This window comes from Acidovorax sp. NN32 (genome assembly GCF_057597245.1).
The window spans coordinates 1,407,253-1,429,807 of sequence record NZ_CP199679.1 but is presented as its reverse complement, the minus strand read 5'-3'; the positions used below and the strand labels follow the sequence as shown (position 1 = coordinate 1,429,807).

Here is a 22,555-nt window from a genome sequence, read left to right as displayed (position 1 = left end):
ACTTTTTGATAGCTGCTTGCGCTTTACCAATAAGCGCTAGCGGCCAAAATTATTCAAATATTCATCTCCAGGGTGAATCCGCAGAATACCCGCCTGGCTGCGACAGAAGATGGTGGTGTGTGCGCAATGCGCCTACGCTGTCGGCGTGGGCCTTGTGCGTAAACTGTCCGTTCTGTTCTTGGAGACTCCCATGAAACTGCCAGTTGCCACCCTCTCCGTGCTCGCCGTGCTGGCGGGCTGCAACGCTACCAGCCCCCACCACCCCTCGGGGCCCATGGCATCGGGCCGTGACCGCACCTTCAGCGTGCCCGTGTACGGCACCGACACGTCCCCCGCCTATGCAGCGGCCACGCGCGAATGCCAGCGGCTGGCGCTGTTCCCCAAGCTGCTGCGCAACGATGGCTCGCGCCTGATTTTTGAATGCGTGAGCGAAGCCCCCGACCGCCAACCCTGATCCCTGCCATGGTCTGGTTTCTGCGGCGCCCCCTCAGGGCGCATGGCGTGGGCCTGACAGCCGCGCTGGTCTGCGCCTGCGCCCATGCGGGGCCTGCGCAAACCACCGCACCCGCCACCTGGACCAACAGCCTGGGCATGGTCTTCCAGCAGGTCCCGGCAGGCCGCTTCACGATGGGAGGCGTGGAGCCGCCCGATACCCTGGCACGCGCGTACCCGGCGCTGGAGGCCAGGCGCTTTACCGAGTTGACCGATGAAGGCCCCGCGCACACGGTGCACATCCGGCGGGCGTTCTACCTGGGTCGGCACGAGGTCACCGTGGGGCAGTTCCAGCGCTTTCTGGAGGCCTCGGGCTACCAGCCCGAATCGGAAGCCGATGGCACGGGCGGCTACGGCTACAACGCGCAGTACGACCCCTCCACCACCCAGCGCGGCGATGCCTTTGAGGGCCGGGACCCTCGCTATTCGTGGCGCAACCCGGGTTTTGCGCAGGGGCAAGACCATCCCGTCGTGAACGTCACCTGGAACGACGCCCAGGCCTTGGCCCAATGGCTGAGCCGCACCGAAGGCCACCACTACCGCCTGCCCACCGAGGCCGAATGGGAATACGCCTGCCGCGCTGGCACCCGCACCCGCTATCCGCATGGCGACGACCCGCAGGGCCTGCTGCACACCGCCAACACCTTTGACCAGGAGGTCGCCCCGCTGTGGCCCCGCTGGCAGCAGCACGCCTTGGCGGGCAGCGACGGCCATGTTTTCACCGCCCCGGTGGGCAGCTATGCGCCCAATGCCTTTGGCCTGCACGACATGCTGGGCAATGCCTGGGAGTGGGTGTCGGACTGGCACGGGGACACCTACTATGCGCACTCCCCGCGCAATGATCCACAAGGCCCCGCAGACGGCACGGTGCGCGTGCGCCGGGGGGGCTCGTGGCACACTTGGTCGTTTTATGCCCGCTGCGGCTACCGCAACTGGAACAGCCCTCAAACCCGGTACACCCTGGTCGGCATGCGGCTGGTGCGCGAAATCTCTCCCCAGCCCCTTCCCCGGTCGCGGCGAACGAGAGAGCGTTAACAAATGTCAACTGCCGGGCGGTAGGCCGGTGCGCAGCAGCGCAGACGGCGGTTATCGCGAATAATCCGCAATTGCATTTTCGACAGGGGAGAAAACCATGCGCATAGCCGCGTTGGACGACGATGCGCTCCAGCTGGATCTGATCAAACAGGCCACGGAGGCAATGGGCCACGTCTGCCACACCCACCTCAACGGTGCCGACTTCCTGCGCGAGATGCGCCGCGAGACCTTTGACCTGTTGATCGTGGACTGGCACCTGCCAGACACGACGGGGCCTGAAGTGGTGCGCTGGGTGCGCAAAAATGTGGGCACCCAGTTGCCCATCCTGTTCGTCACGCACCGCCAGGAAGAGCGCGACATCGTCGAAGGCCTGGGCAGTGGCGCCGACGACTTCATGGTCAAGCCGGTGCGCATTGGCGAGCTCAATGCCCGCGTCTCGGCCCTGCTGCGGCGGGCCTACCCAGCCAATGTGGGGGGCGTGGTGGAGTTCGGGCGCTACCGCTTCCTGTCCGAAACCCGGTCCATCGAAATTGACGGCGTGCCCGTGGAGCTCAAGAACCGCGAGTACGATCTCGCCCTGTTTCTGTTTCAGAACATGGGCAGACTGTTGTCGCGCGACCACCTCAAGGACATCGTCTGGGGCCAGGTGGCGGATGTCATGTCGCGCTCGCTGGACACCCACATCTCGCGCCTGCGCACCCTGCTGGACCTGCGGCCCGCCAACGGCTTCATCGTCTCGGCGGTCTACGGTGTGGGTTACCGTTTTGAAGCTGTTGAGGCCCAGCGAAGGGCCTGACCCCCAACTATCAACGGCGGCATCCTCACGGCATGCCATCGCCAGCCCGCCTGCACCGAGCGGCACGAAGGAGATTTCACGTGGCAACGAACACCGGCCGCCCCCGCTGGGCCCTGCGCGCCAGCGCGGCACTCACCCTGGGTTTCCTCGGTAGCGTGGCGGGCACCAGCGCCCAGGCGGCTCCCCCTGCCGCCACCACGCCGCAGGGCGATGAAATTGCCCACACCGTGCAGGAAGGGGACACGCTCGAAGGCTTGGCCAAGGCCTATCTGGCCGCGCCCCGGCAGTGGCCGCTGCTGCAGGCCCGCAACAAGGTGGCCAACCCCCGGCGCCTGGTGCCGGGTTCGGTGGTGTGGATTCCGGTGCGCCTGCAACCCGCCGAGTCGGCCACGGTGGAGTTCGTGCACGGCACGGTCACCGCCCAAGCCCGCGCGGGCGACGCACCGGCGCCCGTCACCCAGGGCGGCAAGCTTGAAGAGGGCACCGCGCTGCAGGTGGGGCCGGATGCTTTTGTCTCCGTCAAGCTGGCCGACGGCACGGTGGTGCGGGTGCAGGCGCAGTCCGAACTGCTACTGCGGCAGCTGCGCCGCCGGGGGCGTGCGGGCAGCCTGCAGTCGGTGCTGGAGATGCGCAGCGGTGCGGTGGAATCCAGCGTGCCACCCAATGCCGAGGCTTTTCGCCGCTTTGAGCTGCGCACGCCCCTGGCCGTGACCAGTGTGCGCGGCACCCACTTTGGCGTTGCGATGGGCGAATCGGGCCAGACCACCGCATCGGTGCTTAGCGGCTCGGTGGCCGTACAGTCCCGCCAGCAAGAAACCACTGGCCCATCCAATTCGTCTGCGGCAGCGGCCTCGATGCTGGCTCCGGGGCAAGGGCTGGCAGTGGCGGCCGATGGCAGCGTGGGCGCACCCCGCCCGCTGCTGGTGGCGCCCGACACATCGGGCGTCCCTGCCATGCTCAGCGATGCGAGCATTCTGGCCATCAACGTGCCACCACTGCCGGGCGCCGCGCGCTACCAGGCCCAGGTGGCGCAGGACGCCGACTTCACCCAGGTGCTGCGCCACGGCAGTTTTGCCGACGGCCAGCTGCGCTGGAAAGCCGTGGAAGACGGGCGCTACTACCTGTCGGTGCGCGCCCTGGACGACGCGGGCATCCCCGGTGTGCCTGCCGTGCAGCCTTTTGTGGTCAAGACGCGCCCCGTGGCCCCGCTGTACCAGCAACCTGCGCCCGGCGCGGTGCTGGCCAGCGGCACGGGCGAGCTGCGGTGCACGCAGGTGCCCGGTGTGGCCTGGTACCGCCTGCAGGTGGCCCGCGATGCGCAGTTCACCCAGCCCGTGCTGGACGAGCAACGCCTCACCGAATGCCGCCTGCCGCTGAACACGCTGCCGGTAGGCAACTATTTCTGGCGTGCGGCCAGCCTGCTGCAGCTGCCAAACAGTCCGAGCAGTCAGGCCGACCAAGGTCCGTTTGCCCCGCCCCAGCCCTTCTCGGTGGCAGACCGCCCCGCCACGCTGTCGCCCCAGTCATTGCAAGCGCAGGATGGCGACACCACGGTGCGGGTGCACTGGCCCGCGCAGCCTGGCCAGCGGTTCCGCCTGCAACTGGCCCCAGCCAACGACCTGGCGTTTGACAAGGTCGTGCTCGACACCCAGCTCGACACCCCTGCATGGACCGCCAGCAACCTGCCTGCAGGCGACTACCTCGTGCGCATCCAGGTGCTGGATCCCACGGGGCTGCAGAGCGACTTCTCGCCGCCGCGCCAGATCCGGGTCGGCTCGGGCATCAGCACGGGTTCGGGTCTGCCGGTCTCCACCTCGAACGGCCAGCCCGTGGCACGCCCTTGAGCCGCGCACGCCGTTTGCCCCGGGCCCGAGGGTTCTGAGCCCATGATCACCGCCGGACGCACCCGGGGCCAGCAACGGCGCCTGGAATGGAGCCTTCTGGCCGCCGCCTTGCTGGGGCTGGTGGCCTGGCTCAGCACCGCCGACAGCCTGAGCCGGATGAACCACCTGGTGCAGGACGCTGGCCTGCGCCTGCTTTCGCGCCCCGCGCACCCCGACATCGTCATCGTTGCCATCGACGACCCTAGCATCGCGGCCATTGGCCGCTGGCCCTGGCGCCGGGCGCTACACGCAGAGTTGATCGCGCGCGTATCGGCACAGCAGCCCCGCGCCATCGGCATGGACGTGCTGTTCAACGAAGAAGACCTGGACTACCCCGAGGACGATGTGCTGCTGGCCGACGCCATGCGGCGCAGTGGGCGGGTGGTGCTTCCGGTGCTGCGGCGCGGTCACGGCCCGGCAGCCAACATAGCCGACCTGCCCTGGCCCGCATTTGCAGACGCCGCAGCCGGCCTGGGCCATGTGCATGTGGCCCCCGACAACGACGGCGTGGTGCGCAGCCTGTACCTGCAGGAAGGACCCGCCGCCGCGTCCTGGCAGCACTTCAGCATGGCGCTGAAATGCGTGGCCGCTTCCACATCCGCATCACAAAAATCGCCCCAGTGCAATGCAGCGCGCGCCGCACCGGTGGCCGATGGCGCTGCAGCCACAGAGCGTCCAGGCAGTGGCCCCTGGCAACGCGCTGACCGCACGCTGATTGCCTATGCCGGCGGCCCTGGTCACTTCACCACGTACTCCTACATCGATGTGCTGCGCGGCCAGGTGCCGGCAGATGCGTTTCGCGGCAAGTACGTGATCGTGGGCGCTGCGGCCTCGGGCCTGGGCGACATGTTTGCCACCCCCGTGAGCGAGCAATCGCGGCTGATGCCCGGCGTGGAGGTGGTGGCCCAGGTGCTGGACGGCCGCCTGTCGGGCGTGCGGATCGAGCCTGCCGCCAACGCCCTCAACACCCTGTTCAACCTGGCGCCCGTGGTGTGCGCGCTGCTGGCTCTGCTGTTGCTGGGCCCCTTCGTGGCCTTGCTCACCAGCGCAGCGCTGGGCGTGGTCACCCTGCTGCTCAGCGTGGCCCTGCCTTCGTGGATAGGCCTGCAGTTCGCACCCGCTGCGGCTCTGACTGGGCTGGTGCTGGCCTATCCGCTGTGGAGCTGGCGGCGCCTGAGCGCAGCCGCACACTTCCTGCGACTGGAGATGGAGCGCCTGCAACGCGACGGCCTGTCGATGCGGCTGCAGCAACGCCCCGGGGATTCCGGTGACTTTCTGGAAAAACGCATCAATGCTGTGGAACGCGCATCGCGCCAGTTGCGCGACCTGCACCACTTCGTAAGCGAAAGCCTGCAGCAGCTGCCCTCCCCCACCATCGTCTGCGACCCGCAGGGGCGCATCCTGCTCACCAACATGGCGGCACGCCGGCACGTGGGCGGAGACCCCCAGGTGCCGCTGCAGGGCCAGTCCGTGGTCGAACTGCTGCACGATCTGGTGCACACCGGCACCGGCCAGCCCCTGGTCACGCAGGACAAACTGCACAACCACCACATGCCCGAACAGAGCGAAGGCCGCGATGCCCAGGGCCGCAACCTGCTGGTGCTGTGCAAGCCCTTCACCGACCTGGCCAAGGCCGGCTGGCTGCTGACCCTGGTGGACCTGACGGACATGCGCCGCGCCCAGCTGCAGCGCGACCAGGCGATGAACTTCATCTCGCACGACATCCGTGCACCCAATGCATCCATCCTCACGCTGCTGGAGATGCAGCGAGCCTACCCTGGCCGCATGCCGGATGACGAGCTGATGCTGCGCATCGAGCGCTATGCACGCGCGTCGCTGGGCATGGCCGAAAACTTCGTCAAGCTCGCCAGCGCCGAGTCGCAGGAATACCGCATGGCGCCCCTGGACCTGGTGGCCGTGCTGGCCGAAACCGTGGACGACATCTGGGCCTTGGCCCGCGACCGGGGCGTGGAGGTAACCATCGCCAGCGCGCCGGAAACCGCCCTCACCGTGGGAGACCGCGCCCTGCTGTCCCGCGCGCTGACCAACGTGCTGAACAACGCCGTCAAGTTCAGCCCCGAAGAAGGCACGGTGCAGTGCTCCATCGTGCAACGGGGGGCACACTGGATCGTGTCAGTGCGCGACGAAGGCCCCGGCATCGCCCCGGAACTGCAGGGCCAGCTGTTCGCACCCTTCCAGCGGCTGCACGACCGCAGCCACCCCGCCATCGGCGGTGTCGGCCTGGGGCTGGCCCTGGTGCACACCGTGATCCACCGGCACGGCGGAACGCTGGAGGTGGACAGCGATGTGGGACGGGGAGCGGAGTTCAGGCTGGTATTGCCTCTGGGCACTTGACCCAGGAAAGAACTCGCCAGTCCACTGAAACCGAGAAATCGGCTGTGCGCCGAGGTGGCAGCGGGTGCAGCGCAAGGCGCGGGCTGTGGCCAAGGCTGGCCGCCTTGGCAAGGCCCGCAACGCCGCGCTGCGCCTGCTGCCACCCCGGCCCGAAGGGTGAGGGTCTGGCAGGGCCGCCCTCGTCGTTGCCGTGCTCGCCGGGTATGCACCCGCCTGCGCCCGCCGCCTAGAGGGCGGCCCTGCCAGACCCTCACGAACAGCCGATTTCTCGGTTTCAGTGGACTAGCCCAGCTGGCCAAGCTGCGCCACGGAGCCGGCAAACCAGTTCTGGTCCACGGCACCCACCACACCCGCCACCGGGCTGCCGCCATTGGAGGAGCCATCGCTGTACTGCCAGAACGTCCAGGACGACCAGGGCGGCGGCACGTGCGGGTAGGCCGAGTACGCAGCCAGCCACAGCGGGCGGGAGGCCAGCGCCTGGCAACCGGGCAGCGCCTGAAGCGCCTGCCAGAAGCCCGTGTCGGTGTAGACCATGGTCTGGCGCCCAAACAGCGCATCGGCCTCGGACAGGAATGCCAGGGCCCACTGCAGGACTTCGGAGGGGTTTTGCCCATCCAGGGTTTCCAGATCCAGCACCGGTGGCAGATCCGCAGGCCCCACCGTCCCATCGGCGCTGACCGTGTTGTAGAAAAACTGTGCCTGGGCGACGGCATCGCTGCCAGCATGGCCGAAGTGGTAGGCGCCGCGGCGCAATCCTGCGGCCGCGCTGCCCGTCCAGTTGGCGCGGAAAAGCGGGTCCACATAAGCAATGCCTTCGGTGGCCTTGATGAAGCAGAAGGCCACGTCGCTGCCAGCCACACTCGGCCAGTCGACATTGCCCTGGTAGTGGCTGACGTCGATACCACGGGTTTGCGCAGTCATGGCGTCACACCACGTTGTTGAGCATGGTGACCTGTGTCTGCAACAGGCCGTCGATGCGGATCGTCGTGGTCAGCGGCTGGCCTTCATCCCACATCACGCCGCAGTTGTATTGCAGGGTGTTGGGGTTCAGGACGCTGCCGTTGACCTTTTGCTGGTAGGTAGTGTCCCCACCGCCTGCCCCCTGGATGCCGATCCCCCAATGGCACCAGCCGTACCAGCTCGGCGACTTCATGACCATGGTGTAGACCGCAGAGCCGTCGTCAGGCAACACCGTGTGCCCATTGACTTCTGCCGTGAGCTTCATCAGGGCAAAACGGCAGGCGTCCTGCGCTGCCACATTGCCACCCAGTGCGTTGGCGAAATTGGCGGCCAGTGTGGTGTGGTAAGGCACCGTCTGCGGAAAGATCACATCGGTGACCGCAAAAAACGCCGCATTCAGACCGGTGGGAACACGCTCGGCATTGAACACTAAGGCGCCGTTGTCCGAGGTATAGATGGTGGTGGCTGCGTAGGGGTCGTCGGCATTCACGTATTCACCATTCAACGCCCAACCCCAGCAGGCGGCGTTCACAAAGGGCGCCTGCTGCGAGGTTGGCACCGTGGCACCGTTGCGAGGATGTGGCTGGCCCGCAGGAGCCAGCAAATTGCGTTGAGTGTCAGACAGGTAAGGCATGGTTTTCTCCGTCAATGGATCGGTGCGGATGGCAAGCGCATCTCGCTCGATACATTGTGGAGACCCTTTTCTCGCTTGGCGATTACAGCCCATTACACGCCATCACAGGTACTGACCCACCGCTCTGCACACCAGTCTGCAGCCGGCCTGGGGAGCAGATTCTTTGCACCGTCGTGCCGCTGCAGTCAATCCCAAAACTACCTGGCCCTGCAAACAGCGGGGTCAAAAGTCAGTTGAATGGCTGGGCTGCGCGATGCCTTGCAACGGGGCGTCACGCCGTTGAGATCCCGCGCAATTGCAAACAGAAAGTTAACTACCAGATTTGGTAGTTGCGTGGGGAGGACAGCGCCAACACACTCATTGGGCTGCATCGGGATTTCTTGGCGAACGCCCGGACAGGAAACCGGCGTCCGCTGCACAGCGGCATGCCACGGGCTGCGAGGCATCACATTCAGCCATGCGCGGGGCCAAAGGAAACCGCGCCGCAAGGTGTGACGAAGAAAAAATGAGGGACTGACTGATGGCAATCCTAAAAAACCGCGCAACACAGCGCAAGATCCATTTGCGAACACTTCACGTGTTTGGGCGAGGCCGTTCCTCGGACACCTTGCTGGAAAACCCGGATGCCTCGCAACTGCATGCATCGATCCGCTGGACAGGCAGCACCTGGGAACTGCACGACCACAGCCGCAACGGAACCCTGCTCGATGGCGAGCTGCTGTCCCATAGCGGAGCCTTTGCACTCCGCGTGGGAAGCACCATTGGCTTCGGGCGTGACGACGGCTCTGGCTGGGTTGTGGAAGATCTTGCAGCCCCCGCCAATCTGCTCTGGCCGCTGGGGCACGACAGCGCTCCCGTGCCACTGGAGCGGTCCAACCTGCTGCCCCAGGGCCAGCATGCCGAAGTGTCCATCCACTGCGCCGAGCAAGGCCGGTGGATATGCACCACGCCCCAGGGCAGCTGGGTGCTGGAGGACGGCGACGAGGTCCGATTTTCCAACCAGGCCTGGTGCTTCCTTGCGGCGCAGGAGGTCACATCGACCATGGAGGCCATGGTTGGCGCAGCGCCGTGTATTCGTCCACGCACGAGCCTGCATTTCAACGTCAGCCTGGATGAGGAACATGTGCGCCTGCAGGTGCAGGAGGGAGACCGGCAGTTCGACCTGGGCGAGCGCACCCACCACTACGCTCTGCTGACGCTGGCACGTTTGCGATGGGCCGATGCGCAGCGCCACCGGGACAGCCAGGCCCATGGCTGGGTCGAGCTGGAGCGCCTGGCGAAGATGCTGGGTGTGGAGCCCGGGCACCTCAACATCCAGATCTTCCGCATGCGCAAGCAACTTGCACTGGCCATGCCCGGCGACTCCCATGTCCCCGAGCTGATCGAAAGGCGCCGTGGCTCCTTGCGCTTTGGTTGCCTGCGTTTCAGCATCACACGGGGTACCCAGCGGGAAGCCGATTTCGACCCCTTGGCCCTGATCAGCCCCATCCACGCTGAAGAGTCGCTTGCGGCCTGAGCCTGCCCCCCATCGCAATGACACGAGTGCCCACGCACGGTTTTCCCGTGGGTGTGCCGGGCTATCAATCGTTGGGTTTGCTGGGCCAGGGCGCATCGGGCCAGGTTTTCAAGGCCCGGCAGCGCAGCACCGGCCAGTTCGTGGCCATCAAGATTCCGAGCACCCCAACCGCGCGCGATCCCGCCAACCGGCGGCGTGTGCAGCAGCGGCTGCACCAGGAAACCCGGGTGCTGTCTTTGTTGCACCACATCCATGTGGTCCGGCTCATCGATAAAGGCCTGGCCCAGGAGGGCGTGCCGTTTGCCGTGCTGGAGTACGTGACTGGCGAAACGCTGCGCGAATTCCTGCAGCGCCAGGGCCAGCTCTCATTGCCGGACACGGTGGGGCTGATGGCGCAGCTGCTCGATGCCCTGGCTTTCCTGCATGCCCACCATATCGTGCACCGCGACCTGAAGCCAGAGAACGTGATGGTGATCTCCAGCGGCACCACCTTGCACGCCAAGGTGGTGGACTTTGGGCTTGCCAGCCACCACGGAGAACCCCAGTTCACCGCGGGAGCCGAGGGCACGCCCGCCTACTGCGCACCCGAACAGCTGCGCGGCGAGGTGTGCGGGCCCGCCACCGACATCTATGCCTGGGCCTTGATGTTCGTGGAGTGCCTGAGCGCACGACCAAGCATCCAGGGCTCCAGCCTGACCGAGGTGCTGCAGCGCCAGCTGAGCACAGATATCGTCGCCTTGCCAGAGGAACTAGAGGGCAGTCCGCTGGCCGCGCTGCTCCAGCGGGCCTTGCAAAAAGACGTGCGCCGGCGTACCGCCGATGCCGCGCAACTGTACGGTGACCTTGCCCAGTGCGCAGCGCAGGTGCGCCAACTTCGCCCACCCAGCCACGCGGCAGGGCCGAGCCCTGCAGGTCCGTCCACATCCGGCCAGGCGCAGCACGCCACCATGGATTCGCTGGAACGTGCCAGGTCGCAGAACCTCGGGGCTGCTTCGCGCGCCATCCTGTGCCTGACCCTGCGCCTGTACCCCGCCCGCGATGCGTCACTTGCCCTGTCCGACCTGCAGGAGATTCGCGAACAGCAGTTGCGCTGGTGCGCCAACGCCGTGCAGTCGGGCCAGGGCCATGGCGCGGGGACGCTGGGAGACTGCATGCTGTTCCACTTCGAGCAGGGCCCCAGCAGCGCACAGAACCTGCAGCAGGCAGCAGCCTTGGCACAGGACCTGTGCATCCGGGTGCAACGAAGAAGCCGCATGCTGGAGGTGCAGCATGGCGTGCGCCTGGAAATATCAGGGAGCATGCACACGGCCACCCTGCAAGCCCACGGTGAGCCGTTGGACAGCCACCACGCGGCCAACGTAACGCTGCACCTGAACAGCCTGGCAGGCCCCGGAACCGTTCTGCTGAGCCACCGCGCGCACCACGAGTTGGCTGGCAGCGTGAAAATGGAGGCCTACGCCAGTACCAGCAAGACCCACCCGCCGGAACCCGATCCGGTGTACCGGCTGGCACCCGTCACCCTCCAGTAGGCCTGAACAGAGTCAGCGAATGAGCCTCTCGACATGCTCCACCGGGTAACTGTGCCAGCGCCGGTTCCAGGTGTCTTTGGGGCTGGTGTTGCGGTCGTGGACGCGGGCAACATACAGGTGCTGGTCCGGGTTGGTGGCAATGCGCTTGTCCCGCACCGACCAGACAAAAGCGTTGTCCTCGCCCACATCGATATTGGCAAACGGCGCACTGCGCCAGAACTCGCGCAAGTAACACAGCGTGCCGCCACACACCCAGGGTGTGCGCCCGTCATACACATACTGCCAGGCCCGGCGCGCGTCTGGCGCATAGAAGAACACCTTGTCCAGGCCGCAGATGTCGGCCCCCTGGCTGCGCAAGGCCTTGACCTGCGAACTGAGCCAGGTGGGCGCCATCCAGTCGTCGTCGTCCCAGTGTGCAATCACCTCGCCGCGCGCCAACTCACAAGCCATGTTGCGCTTGGCACCAAGGGTGGATTTGCGGTCCAGGCGCAGGTATCGGATGCTGCCGTGCGATGGGATCAGATCGGCGACGCTGTCGCGCCCGTCGTCCAGCACGATCAGTTCGCGGGGCTCATAGTCCTGCGCCAGAAAGTTCCGAATGGCCTGGGGCACAAACTCACGCCGGTCTGCGGTGGGCATGATGCACGACACCAGCGGCATCGCGGGCGTCGGCGAGCCCTCTGTGCCAACAGCGCCCCCGGTGTCGCCTGTGCCACCGGGGGCGGCAGGAAAGTAGAAATCGCGATCATCGTCCGACAGGCATTCTGGTGCAGGCACCAGGGTCCAGGCGGCCTGCTGCAGGTAATGGCCTTCCTTGAACTTCCAGGTGTTGCCATCGTGGCGCACATAGATGCACAGCGAACGCCCCGAGATGCGGCACAGCCGCGCACCGCCCCGCAGGGTCTTCAGCAGGAAATCCGCATCCTCCCGCAGCGAGGTATCGGGATACCGCCCATGATGCTCCCACAGGCTGCGCCTGAAAACCAAAGTGCCGCCGCTCACGTTTTCTACAAACAACCGGCGAAACAGTGCCCGGCTGCTGGCCCAGAACTCGGCCAGCGGCCGGGCCATAAACAGCATGTCGTTGAGCCCGGTGACATCCGCCAGGTTGTGCAAAATGGGCGCGGCCTGGCGGCTCAGGCGCTGCGCGCCATACCAGTCGTCATCGTCCCAATGCGCGATCAGTTCGCCCCACGCCACGCGGACCGCTTCATTGCGCTTGGCGCCGATGCTGGTGCGGGCCGGCATTCGGATGCAGCGGATGCGCGGGTCATCAATGCCAGCAGGGAGGTCGGACTCCTCCTCGTAAACGATGATGAGTTCCAGCGCGGGATAGTCTTGCCGCTGGAAGTAGCGGATCGACTGCGCAACAAAGGCCGCCCGCCCCCGCGTGGGCATGACACAGCTCAGCAAAGGTGATGAGGTGGCCGCAGGCACCAGTGGTGCGGGTTCCACATTGCCAGGCAGTGGCACGAAGATACGCATCTGCTCGGGCACGGCAAAGTAGCGGCAATCGTCTCCCACGCAGTGGCCGTGGTAGGGCGGCGCCTGCGGGTGGCTCTCGCGGCGCCAGGCACAGAACCGGTCCTGGTACAGCCGTTTGTTCGCCTCCAGCAGTCCATCGTGGACAGGCGCCAGCACCGCGCAGCGGGGCGCACGGTGCACAAAGGCGCCCTGCACCCAAACACCCAGGAAGCCGGCGCGGGCGGCGCGCACGTTGTAGTCCATCTCCCAGCAAGGACCCTGCGTGTACGCCGTGTCCGCTGCGCCAATGGCGGCCACCACCTCGTTCTTCACCACATAGCAGAAGTCCGCCAGGCTGTGCAGAGGTGACAGGGGTACCCAGGCATTGCCATAGCGCGCCAGCAAGGCATCCGCCTGGTCCCACAGCGCTTCCTGGGTGCTGCCACAGTTTGGTGCCACGGCCTGTTCATTCCACCCCCGGTTGGTGGAGGGGCCCGCCAAGCCATGGCTGGCGTCGCTGTCCAGCGCGGCCAAGAGCAGCTCCAGCCAGCCGGGGCAGACCCGCACGCCGTTTTCCAGAAACACATAGATGTCGGCAGGCTCGCTCACCAGCTGGTTGAAGCAGGCAGCAGCCCCCGGCTGCGCCGGGCTGGGCCGCTGCACCATAGACACAGGGGCAAGCCGCAACTGCAGCAAACCCGGGGGCCGGGATGCGGCGGCACTGTCCGGCAATATCCGCAGCCCGAAGGGCAGCGGCGTGTTCTCGAAAACACTGGACAGCGTGGCGGCCAGGCCTTCGCCCGCCCCTGTCACATGCACCCCAATCAGGATTTGGCGATCTGGTGCAGCAGTCATTCACCACTCCTCACTGGTCGCCACCAAACCGGCTCCGAGCAGCGCTTCCAGCTTGCGCCAGGGGCTGCCAGGGGCTTCGTCGGCCCAGTCATGCACCGCGTCCGCCAGTTCTTCGAGCGCAACGGCCTTGGTGTCGGCAGCCGCATAAAAGCGCGGGTAACACAGCAGCAACTCTTCGATGCAGGCCCGCACCAAGGACTCGCGCCGGGCGATCTCCGGAGCATGGAAAGACACACAAAGGGTGGGCGGGCCCCAACGCCACAGGCGGCGCCAGAGGCCGGGGATCACAGCGTATTCACCACCCTCTATGTCCATCTTGATGAAGTTGCAGTCCTTCCCGGCATACATGTCCAGAAAGCGCTCCATGTCCACACCACGCGCCTCGTGGCAAGGCTGGCCAGGCACATCCGGCGCGGCCAACATGCCCGACATACTGTCCCCGAACTCGCTGTGCCCTGCGTAGTAAAGGCCACCGGCATAGAGTTGCAGCGGACCAGACTCGGCGCCAATGCCGAAGGAGTACAGATGGATTTTTTTGCACAGCCCAGGGTTGGCTTGCACGTTGCGGTCCAGCTCTGCAAAGGCGACCGGGTCAGGCTCCAGGGCATGCACGCTGCGCGACAGCGTCGCGCCATAGAGCACCGTAGGGCCGATCCAGGCACCCAGGTCAATGTAGGAGCGGTCTGGTTGCAGAAAACGCCGGAAGACCTCGAAGGTTTGCGGCTCCCACGCGCCGGCCTGCACCCGGTGCCAGAACGCGCACCGGGCCGCATTGGCGCGCACCAGGAAGGCCTGCGGGCCCACCGACACGCTCAGTGCTTGCAGTGCGCTCTCGGCGCCAGGGTCACAGGTTGTCATCGCCCGCGCCATCCGTAGACTGCCAGATGGTGAACGGCGCGGGGCCGCCATACGTGGCGCTGAACTCAAAGGCATTGCCTTCAAAGATGAATCCGGGCACGTTGATCTTGCACCACACGGCACCAGCGTAGGGGCTGCTGCCCGCCGCCAAGGTCATCTGGATGCGCACATCCTGCTTCCACGAATCCTGCGTCTGCAGCGAAAGCGGCAGGAAATAGTTGTTCCCGTAGAAGTTGGCCTTCTTGCTGCGTATTTCGCACACCAGCGTCACGAAATTGCCACTGCTGTTGTAGACCAGCTGGAAGATGAAACGGTAGTCGGGGCTGGCGGGCCAGTCGAGGCATACGGTGTTGCCCACCACCACCTGCTGTGCAGGCAAGGCCTGTGCCGGATAGATATTGACCACGCCCGGTCCCCTGGCGTACAGGGCACTGAGAGCAACATCCTCCACCGGCGAGGTGCTTTGCAGCGCGACATCGGCATCGCTGACCGGCGCACTGCAAAGCATGGGCACATTGGCCAACGGTGGCACCTGCTGCACCAGGTTGGAGTGGCTTGCCGCGCCCGATCCATCGCAATTGAAGACATAGCCGCCCGCCTGCGTGATCACGCTCGGCGCCTGGATGCCCATGCCACACGATGGCACCACCTGCAGCTGAATCAGCTTCTGGCCCGGCAATTGCGGCGACCTCTGTAGTCGGCGCACCGTGCCGCTGTGGTCCAGGCAGACCTCCAGCCCCCAGGTGATGCCTGCCAACTCGAACACGCCGGCACCGTCATAGTTGACCTCTTGCTGCTCACGTCCCAGCCCACCGCCGGTCGATGCAGGCCAGTATTCCACGTCGCCCAACAACAGGCCGCCCGGATTCACGGCAGTGGCGATGAAATCAACCCCCGACATCAACTCCTTCATCACCATCCGCGCCCCCGCATCGCCCTGCGCCGCCACGCCCCCTTGCTGCACCAGCGCAAAGTTGTAGATCTCGGTGCTCGCGAGTGGGTCGATGTCGTACGGCGGCGTCTGCTGGGTGGCCGACGACGCGCCCAAAATGGTGCCGAACACAAACACCCAGTCCACCCACTGGTCATCGGCCGCCATGCGCTGCAAGGAGGTAATGGCGCGTTGGACATCGTCCATCTGGTAAGCCCCCGAGGCACCTCGAAAAAAGAACTCAGGAGCCATGAAGACCTTCAGGGTTTCCCCCTCGGGTGTCGGTGGAGACGCCTGCGGCAGCACATCCCGGGCCGTTTGCATGGCGCGCAACATCACATCGCAGCGCGCTTCAATGTCGAGCTTGGGATCGCTCAGCCCCAGATAGGTCTTGGATCCATCGGGGTTCACCTGGGGCGCCGTGTCGAGCACGTAGCCGATGAATTGGACGTTGGTGTATGCCATGCAATTTTCTCCTTGGAAAGGGTTCTGGGGACACGTGCGCGGTCATCTCAAAAGCGGGGGCAGTCCGTAGGTGAACTTGATGAGGTAGTTGACGTACACATTGAGGGGGCGCGTCTCGTTCGGGCTCACCTGCACCGCCTGCGCCTGGCCCGCGCCCGCGACCGGACCACCCGTGGTCAGCGTGCTGGCGACGCTGGGCGCGCCTGCTGCAGTTCCACTGGGGGACGTGGCCGAGGGGGCTGGTGCGCTGCTGTAGGTGTGCTCATGCGTCTGCACAGCAAACGGCTGGATGGAGCCCACACCATCGCTCGCCCCCTGACCGCCCGGCGGCTTGCTGCGTTGGTCGATGTCCGGATCGTTGCGGGTGCCCGCGCCAATTCCGCGAAGAAAGTAGCCACGGTAGTCGGGGATGTTGAAGCTGTCGTCGGCACCGCCATACACGTAGCCCAGCACGGCAAACAGTTCGGGGTAGTCCACGCAGGGCAGCGATCTGCCATCGCAAACCATCCATCCCCACGCCTCCAGCGGGTTGGTGGTGTAAGCGGCTGGGCTCACCACTGCGGCAGGGCTCGCGCTGTCGGGCGGCCCCAATGTGCCGGCAAATGCTGTCACCGAACCCACGGGCAGATCGCCAAAACCCGGCCGACTGAAGAAAGGGCTGGCCGCCCCCGGTGTCACGATCATGGCGCAGCCCCCCCCACGGCGGGCAGGTCCGCCCCCCCTTCGTCGCCCGGCGCATCCAGCACCTGCATGGAGGTAGGCACCACCACCTGCCAGCACGGCCCCAGACGGTGCGCAGGACTCTGCTGCCGGGGCCCTGCATGCTTGAGGTCGTTGACCAGTGCGATGTCGTCCGCATTGACGGGGGCAAGCCCATCCGGGGCGCTCCAGAGCATGCCCGCCGAGTAAAAATAGAGAAAGGCCAGGACATGCGCTGGCTGCACGGGCAGCAGCACGCGCGCCTGACCAGCCTGCAAGAAACTGGCGAACAAGGCATCGTCGTCGGCCGCAAGGCTCCCCAGCTCCGGCACCCCGCCCGAAGCGCTCAGGCCAGGGCTGGCATAGAAGCTGTAGGCCATCTCGTTCCACTCCAGCACTTCGTCGAAGAACTGCAGATAGCGGGGCTCATTGACCATGAATTGCGATGGCGGAGACCCCCACGCGGCACCTGCGGACATGCCAGTCAGGGTCAGCAGGCGTTCCAGCAACAGGCGCAGACAGGCATTCTTCAACACACGCTGCTCGATCTGCCGACGGGCCAGCGGCGAACAGGCCGGTGCGGGAGACGACGGCGCGCCGCCTTGGGCGCGGCCATGGTATGCCGCCATCCGTTCCTGATAGCCACGCACGATGCTGGCGTAGGTACGGATGCGCCACTGGTCCAAGCATCGACTGGAAGGTGCGCAGCCGATCTCCACGTTGACCTGCAACGGTTGGTCGCCGGGTGGCGAGAAGCCGGGTGGATAGTCCATCACGGACACCGGTACGGTTTCGTCCTCTCCGTGAAGCGCCACGGGACTGGCCGCAGCGCCAGGGGTCACGGTTTGCCGCCCCACCAGCACGACAGGCGCCTGTTGGCCAGGGGACGCTCCTACCCAGCTGACAAAGGCCTGGGTAGCGCCGTACCCTGCGGGAACGGCGATCTGCTTTTCTTCACCGTTGCGCAGTGTGGCCGAGGCGAAGCGCTCTGCCAGCGGGGGCGGATCCAGATCCAGCACACCATAGTAGGCCCCGAGCTGTGCGTAGTTGCGCGGGCCGTCCACCTTGATGTCCTCAAAGGTGGCAACCCCCAGTTGCAGCGGTGGCACTGGCTTGGCGAAGTCCTGCCCCGCCAGCGCCTGCTCCTGTGCGATGAAGCCCGCCGCCGGCTGGCACACCATGAACTCCATCATCAACCGCTGGCCGTAGTTCACAACGCACGCCTCGTACACCTTGTTCACCCAGCGGAACACGGAGCGCATGTTCCGGGTGCCCGCGGTGTTGTCGATCAGGCTGACCACCGCATCTTCGGTCTGGCTCATCGTGCTGCTGGAGCGCGTGTGGCTGACACTGCGGCTGATGCGGTTGACCGTCTTGTTCAGGATGTCGCGTGCAAAGCGGGTGGTGTCGTCCAGCCCCGGGTTGGCGCCTTGCTGCACGGCCTTGGTCCAGGAACCATCCAGGGTGGCCTGCGTGGGAGGGCCGTAGCTGCTGGTGAACTTGTTGTACTGGTGGGTCTCGGTCGCCTCAGCCACGGTCTTGCGAGACTCTTCCTGCAGATTGCTGCGTTCGTCCGCCGCATCGTTCTGCAGGACCTGCATCTCGGCCAGCGTCTGCTTTTGCTCATCCTTTTGCCGGTGGGTGCGTTTATGCGTGACCTCCCGGCGCTCACCGCGCATCACGTTTTCTATGCGTGCGATCTCTCCGCTTTGGTAACGCAGAAGGCGCTGGCGCACCATCTGCAAGTCGCCAATGGCATAGGGCTCGATCCAACCGTCGGGGGCCACGGGCGGAGATCTTTCTGCAGTGCGGGCCGGTGGCAAAGGAAAAACCTGGGCCGGCAGCACCACAGTGGCCTCGCGCAGCAATGCAATCTGGGCGGCACTGATGGGGGCCGGCTGCAAGGGCTCTGGCGTCTCTGATGCGGCGCCGACTGCAGCTATGTCCTGGGCTTTGGGCTGCAATGCCACCGCGATCAGATGGGCCATCTGCAAGGTGCGGGTCAACCCATCCAGCAAGGCAGCGTCATACCCCAGGGTGATGACCAGGGCGAAGTAACTCTGCCAGACCCTGTCCAAGGTCTGCAGGTAATTTCCAGATTCCAAATAGCTCCAGGTCAGGGCGTACCGCTGCAGCAACTGCACGACTTCTGCACGGGCGGTCGCCAGCCACTCAAGCGGCTTGTCATGGGGCGAGGGCAGTTGTTCCAGCAAGGACGCAAACTGGCCCACGGGCCCGGGAAGGCGGTCCAGGTCTCCGATGAAGAGTCCCTGGTAAGGGGCATCCCCGTCAATGAACCGAAGCGCCAGTGACTGCACGGCTTCGCGGCCTGGGGCGCGTGCCGCTACCAGGTCCTCAAAGAAATTGCAGCAAGGAGGGCTGGCACTGGCGTACTGGACAAAGCCATACAAAAGATCTGAGGCCGAGATCTTGGGCCACCGGCGCACGTACACGTAAGGAAACAGCTCCTCCGGATGGCTGTTGAGGACAGGCAGCGGCTCGACGGGATCGACCGGCGGGGCTGGCGGCACCGGCGTGGGAACAGGCGGCAATGGACTGGGAGGCTGGGGGGGCGGAAGGGGCCCACGCATGGGGCACGCTGCCATAAGGCCTTCAAAGTGGTGGTCATCCGCCTGCCCCCGCATTCCATAGTGGATGTCGGCAAAGATGGCCGTATTGGGGACGCCGTCGATGTGCACCGGCGTTTTCTGCTGCAGGTAGCCCGACACATAGCAGCCCGAGGAGAATCTGAATTCAAACGGCTGTGCGGGCCAGTGTCTGGTGACGGTGACCCGCTGGCGCTCCGACTCCCCCGAACTGCAGGAAACGCTGACACAGGAAGGGACATCGTCGTGGGGTGCACGGTTGATGGTGATGTCGAAGATCAGGCAGCCATCCATGGCGCTCCATCTTCTTTGGACCATTTCGTTCACGGCATGCTTCCTGGGTGGACGGGGAGAGCTGCGGAGCATCGGCGCGGGGGCGCTGAACAGCCCCCCGCACCGACGCACCGCTTCAGCACATCACAATGTTTTCGAGGTTGAACGCGAACGGCGTCGAGTTGGCGCCAGGGCCGCCACCCGTCATCACAATGTCCGCGCTAGCAATGCCCAGGAGGGACAGCTCGGTGTTGATGTTGGAGATGATGGCCGAGTTCATGACCTGGCCCTGCACGACCTGGGAGGCCACACCAATCCAGATGGTGGGTTTGAACTCAAACACCGCTTTTTGCTGGGGCGCGATCGAGGTCTTGATGGCCAGGAGCTTCCCGTCCTTGTAGCAACTGGCGTTGATGGCCCCCTTGGGCAGCGCGTTGAGCACCTGCACTTCCTTGGAACTGGTGCCGCTGCCTGCGCGCACGAGCCGGTCGCCAGACGTGGTCAAGGACATCTGGAACAGTTCGCCGTTCTGGGCATCCAGCTGGGGCGTGTAGTTGCCGTAGCTGTCACTGGCCCCCACCTGCATGCCCATGGGGAAGGTGAACGGATGGTTGTCGCCCTGGCCACAGTACTTGATGACCTGCCAGGCCACCGCCAGTTCGTCAAAATTGGTGGCGACATTCTTCTGGAATATCACGACCTCCGAGTTGTTCGTGTCGTTGGAGTTGTTGATGAAATTGAGTTGAACGCCCATGAGTTTCTCCTGTTGGTGAAAGTGGTGGCAACACGCCATGCGTTGCCCGTTTGCCCCCCGGCCTTGAAGCCCGAAAAGCGAACTCTGTGGATGCAGACCTGCCCGGATGGTCAGATCTGCACGATGTTTTCGAGATTGAATTCGTAGGGTGTGGAGCCCTCGCCAGGCCCCCCGCCCGACATCACGATGTCTGCGCTGGCGATGCCCAATAACGACAGCTCGGTATTGGCATTGCTCATGACAGCAGAGCTGATGGCCGAGCCCTGCGCAACCTGGGACGCCACGCCAATCCACAGCACCGGCTGGTATTGAAAAACTGCCTTTTGGCCCGGTGTGACGGCAGTTTTCATGCCCACCATCCGACCATCTCTGAAGACGCAGATATTGACCGCGCCCTGGCCCAGGTCGTTGAGCACATCGATTTCAGAGGATGCGCTGGCCAGCCCTGCACGCCGCAGGCGCCGTCCCCCCGATGCGGTGGACTCCAGCCGGAGCATCTGGCCGTTCTCTGCGGCCATGCGGGGTGAAAAATTGCCGTACTCATCGGCAACACCCACCTCGAAACCTGCCGGAAACGCAAAGGGGTGATAGCAGTCACGCCCGCAGAACCGGATCACCTTCCAGGCCATTGCCAGCGAGGCCATGCCGGTGAGCTGGTTCTTCTGATACATCACCACCTCCGACTTATTGCCGTCGCGGGACTGGTTCACAAATCGCAGCTTGATATCCATGGGGACTCCTACCTGATGTCCTGTCGCTGGGTTGCTTGGCACTGCGTTTTTGAAGCAGTGATGCGACTGTAGGCAGGCCCGCAAAGCAAAGCGATTACAGGCAATTACAGGCGGGAGCTCCACCAGACGGCGCGCGCTGGCCCACGGCAAGCGACCGCATTTGGCGTGGAAGATAGAGAGAGGCGCTGGTGTCCCTGAAAAACTTGCTATACTCGCAGGCTTCGACACACAGGAGAGGTGGCAGAGTGGTCGAATGTACCTGACTCGAAATCAGGCGTAGTGGCAACACTACCGTGGGTTCGAATCCCACCCTCTCCGCCACTGACAAAGCCCTGATGCTATTTAATCGATAGCGCAGGGCTTTTTCTTTGGCGCATCGTGAACGGACAAGGGCGACACCACCGCCGTCCCTTGTAATCCATCCCTCAGCTTCTCTGGCGCGCGATGTGCTGGGGCCCCAGTTCGCTGCAACCCGTGGCGCCGAGCATGGCGAGGTTGCGATCGACCTCGTCGCGCAGCAGGGTGATTGCGTGGAGCACCCCCGCTTCACCGGCAACGGCGGCGGCATAGTTGAAGGGTCGGCCCACCAGAACTAGGCGCGCACCCAGCGCGATGGCCTTGAGCACGTCGGAGCCGCGCCGAAAGCCCCCATCCACCAGCACCGGGTAACTCGGGCCCACGGCCGCGACCACGTCTTCCAGCACGCGCATGGGCGATATGGCCCCGTCGAGCTGGCGCCCCCCGTGGTTGGACAGCACCACGCCATCGGCCCCGGCATGCTGCGCCTGCAACGCGTCCTCCACGCTGAGCAGGCCCTTCACGACCAAGGGCCCCTTCCAGCGGCGGCGAATGGCCTCAATGTGGCGCCAGCTCAAATGGTCGCGCGCCGAGAAGTCGCGCAGGACCGTGGAAGAAACAATGGGCGCACCGCGCGTGGCGAACGAATTTTCAAAGTGCGGCATGCCGTGGCGCAGCAGCGTGCGCAAAAAGGTTCCCGCCACCCAACGCGGCCGAACGAGGCCATCCCATGCCAGACGCAGGCTGGGGCGCAAGGGTGTGGAGAAACCCGTGCGGATGTTGTTCTCGCGGTTGGCGGAGATGGGGATATCCACCGTGACGACGAGGGTGCGAAAACCCGCACGCTCCACGCGGTCGATGAGCGCATCAATGCGTGCCTGGTCGCCAGGTAGGTAGGCCTGGAACCAGGTGCCCGGGCTGTCGCGGGCCACGTCTTCCATCGGAATCAGCGACGTACCGCTCATCACAGACGCAATGCCCATGCGCCGTGCAGCACTCGCCAGCACAAGATCGCCCCGGTAGGTGGACAGCGCATTGATGCCCATGGGCGCTATCCCGAAAGGGCTGCTGTAGCGTTCGCCAAAGAGTTCGACGGATTGCGACCGTTGCGATACATCTCGCAGGACCCGCGTCACGAAGGCAAAGTCTCCAAACGCCGCGCGGTTGTCGCGCAGCGAGGCGTTGTCCTCCGCCGCACCGGCGATGTACCCGAAGATGGGCCGGGGCAGACGCCTGCGCGCGGCGTCCTCAAAGTCGTGCAGCGACAGCATGCGGCGCAATACAGCAGGCGAGCGCGGCGCGGTGGTAAACGGCGTAGCAGTGGAGACGGGCATGGCAGATGGTCATTGCGTTGAGGGATCAGCGCCACTGTAGATTTCCGTATCAGTGAATAAAAGCGGAATATTTAGAATGACTTTGTTC

17 protein-coding genes and 1 tRNA gene are annotated in these 22,555 nt (G+C 65.1%); 8 read left to right on the top strand and 10 right to left on the bottom strand.

Translation table 11 applies throughout. From position 1 onward, the window contains the following. The first annotated feature begins 190 nt into the window (after positions 1-190). The 5 genes from ACT89O_RS06610 (at position 191) to ACT89O_RS06590 (ending at position 6,561) form a co-directional block, all read left to right on the top strand. The gene (locus tag ACT89O_RS06610) at positions 191-454 is read left to right on the top strand and encodes a hypothetical protein (protein WP_055393485.1); all 264 of its coding nucleotides are present in this window, start codon (positions 191-193) and stop codon (positions 452-454) included. Between the two features lie 8 nt (positions 455-462). Continuing rightward, the gene (locus ACT89O_RS06605; RefSeq protein ID WP_487262148.1) at positions 463-1,527 is read left to right on the top strand and encodes a formylglycine-generating enzyme family protein; all 1,065 of its coding nucleotides are present in this window, start codon (positions 463-465) and stop codon (positions 1,525-1,527) included. A gap of 97 nt (positions 1,528-1,624) precedes the next feature. Continuing rightward, positions 1,625-2,323: a response regulator transcription factor gene (locus ACT89O_RS06600; protein WP_121507291.1), complete on the top strand. Its 699-nt coding sequence runs from the start codon at positions 1,625-1,627 to the stop codon at positions 2,321-2,323. Between the two features lie 80 nt (positions 2,324-2,403). Next, the gene (locus ACT89O_RS06595; RefSeq protein WP_487262147.1) at positions 2,404-4,167 is read left to right on the top strand and encodes a FecR family protein; all 1,764 of its coding nucleotides are present in this window, start codon (positions 2,404-2,406) and stop codon (positions 4,165-4,167) included. A gap of 42 nt (positions 4,168-4,209) precedes the next feature. After that, entirely contained in the window at positions 4,210-6,561 is a 2,352-nt protein-coding gene (locus ACT89O_RS06590) for a CHASE2 domain-containing protein (protein WP_487262146.1), read from the top strand. 282 nt (positions 6,562-6,843) lie between these two features. Here ACT89O_RS06590 and ACT89O_RS06585 read toward each other — a convergent pair whose 3' ends face one another. Both ACT89O_RS06585 and ACT89O_RS06580 read right to left on the bottom strand, forming a co-directional pair. Next, entirely contained in the window at positions 6,844-7,482 is a 639-nt protein-coding gene (locus ACT89O_RS06585) for a glycoside hydrolase family 25 protein (protein WP_487262145.1), read from the bottom strand. A gap of 4 nt (positions 7,483-7,486) precedes the next feature. After that, the gene (locus ACT89O_RS06580; RefSeq protein WP_487262144.1) at positions 7,487-8,155 is read right to left on the bottom strand and encodes a hypothetical protein; all 669 of its coding nucleotides are present in this window, start codon (positions 8,153-8,155) and stop codon (positions 7,487-7,489) included. A 520-nt stretch (positions 8,156-8,675) separates the two neighbouring features. On the opposite strand from ACT89O_RS06580, the gene ACT89O_RS06575 reads away from it, so the two are divergent. Beyond that, positions 8,676-9,671 carry an FHA domain-containing protein gene (locus tag ACT89O_RS06575; RefSeq protein WP_176888670.1) on the top strand — a complete coding sequence of 332 codons (996 nt, stop codon included), beginning with the start codon at positions 8,676-8,678 and terminating at the stop codon, positions 9,669-9,671. A 17-nt stretch (positions 9,672-9,688) separates the two neighbouring features. Continuing rightward, on the top strand, positions 9,689-11,200 hold the full coding sequence (locus ACT89O_RS06570) for a protein kinase domain-containing protein (RefSeq protein WP_487262143.1): 1,512 nt from the start codon (positions 9,689-9,691) through the stop codon (positions 11,198-11,200). A gap of 12 nt (positions 11,201-11,212) precedes the next feature. Here ACT89O_RS06570 and ACT89O_RS06565 read toward each other — a convergent pair whose 3' ends face one another. The 7 genes from ACT89O_RS06565 to ACT89O_RS06535 form a co-directional block, all read right to left on the bottom strand. Continuing rightward, complete coding sequence (locus tag ACT89O_RS06565; protein ID WP_487262142.1) at positions 11,213-13,519, bottom strand: glycosyltransferase; 2,307 nt, start codon at positions 13,517-13,519, stop codon at positions 11,213-11,215. Continuing rightward, on the bottom strand, positions 13,520-14,377 hold the full coding sequence (locus ACT89O_RS06560) for an FkbM family methyltransferase (protein ID WP_487262141.1): 858 nt from the start codon (positions 14,375-14,377) through the stop codon (positions 13,520-13,522). It abuts the gene before it with no gap. After that, positions 14,364-15,773: a hypothetical protein gene (locus ACT89O_RS06555; protein WP_487262140.1), complete on the bottom strand. Its 1,410-nt coding sequence runs from the start codon at positions 15,771-15,773 to the stop codon at positions 14,364-14,366. The genes ACT89O_RS06560 and ACT89O_RS06555 overlap by 14 nt, the downstream gene beginning before the upstream one ends. A gap of 42 nt (positions 15,774-15,815) precedes the next feature. Continuing rightward, positions 15,816-16,457, bottom strand: coding sequence for a tail fiber protein (locus ACT89O_RS06550; protein WP_487262139.1), 642 nt, complete (start codon positions 16,455-16,457; stop codon positions 15,816-15,818). Next, on the bottom strand, positions 16,454-19,396 hold the full coding sequence (locus ACT89O_RS06545) for a hypothetical protein (RefSeq protein WP_487262823.1): 2,943 nt from the start codon (positions 19,394-19,396) through the stop codon (positions 16,454-16,456). Before ACT89O_RS06545 ends, ACT89O_RS06550 begins: the two co-directional genes overlap by 4 nt. A 91-nt stretch (positions 19,397-19,487) precedes the next feature. Further along, positions 19,488-20,105, bottom strand: a complete 618-nt coding sequence (locus tag ACT89O_RS06540; RefSeq protein ID WP_291507061.1) for a hypothetical protein — start codon at positions 20,103-20,105, stop codon at positions 19,488-19,490. 110 nt (positions 20,106-20,215) lie between these two features. Continuing rightward, positions 20,216-20,836 carry a hypothetical protein gene (locus ACT89O_RS06535; protein WP_121421008.1) on the bottom strand — a complete coding sequence of 207 codons (621 nt, stop codon included), beginning with the start codon at positions 20,834-20,836 and terminating at the stop codon, positions 20,216-20,218. Positions 20,837-21,067: 231 nt separating this feature from the next. Here ACT89O_RS06535 and ACT89O_RS06530 point away from each other — a divergent pair. Then, positions 21,068-21,157: transfer RNA gene (locus ACT89O_RS06530), tRNA-Ser, on the top strand. A 104-nt stretch (positions 21,158-21,261) separates the two neighbouring features. Here ACT89O_RS06530 and ACT89O_RS06525 read toward each other — a convergent pair. Then, positions 21,262-22,467, bottom strand: coding sequence for an alpha-hydroxy acid oxidase (locus tag ACT89O_RS06525; protein ID WP_487262138.1), 1,206 nt, complete (start codon positions 22,465-22,467; stop codon positions 21,262-21,264). Positions 22,468-22,555: the final 88 nt, after the last annotated feature.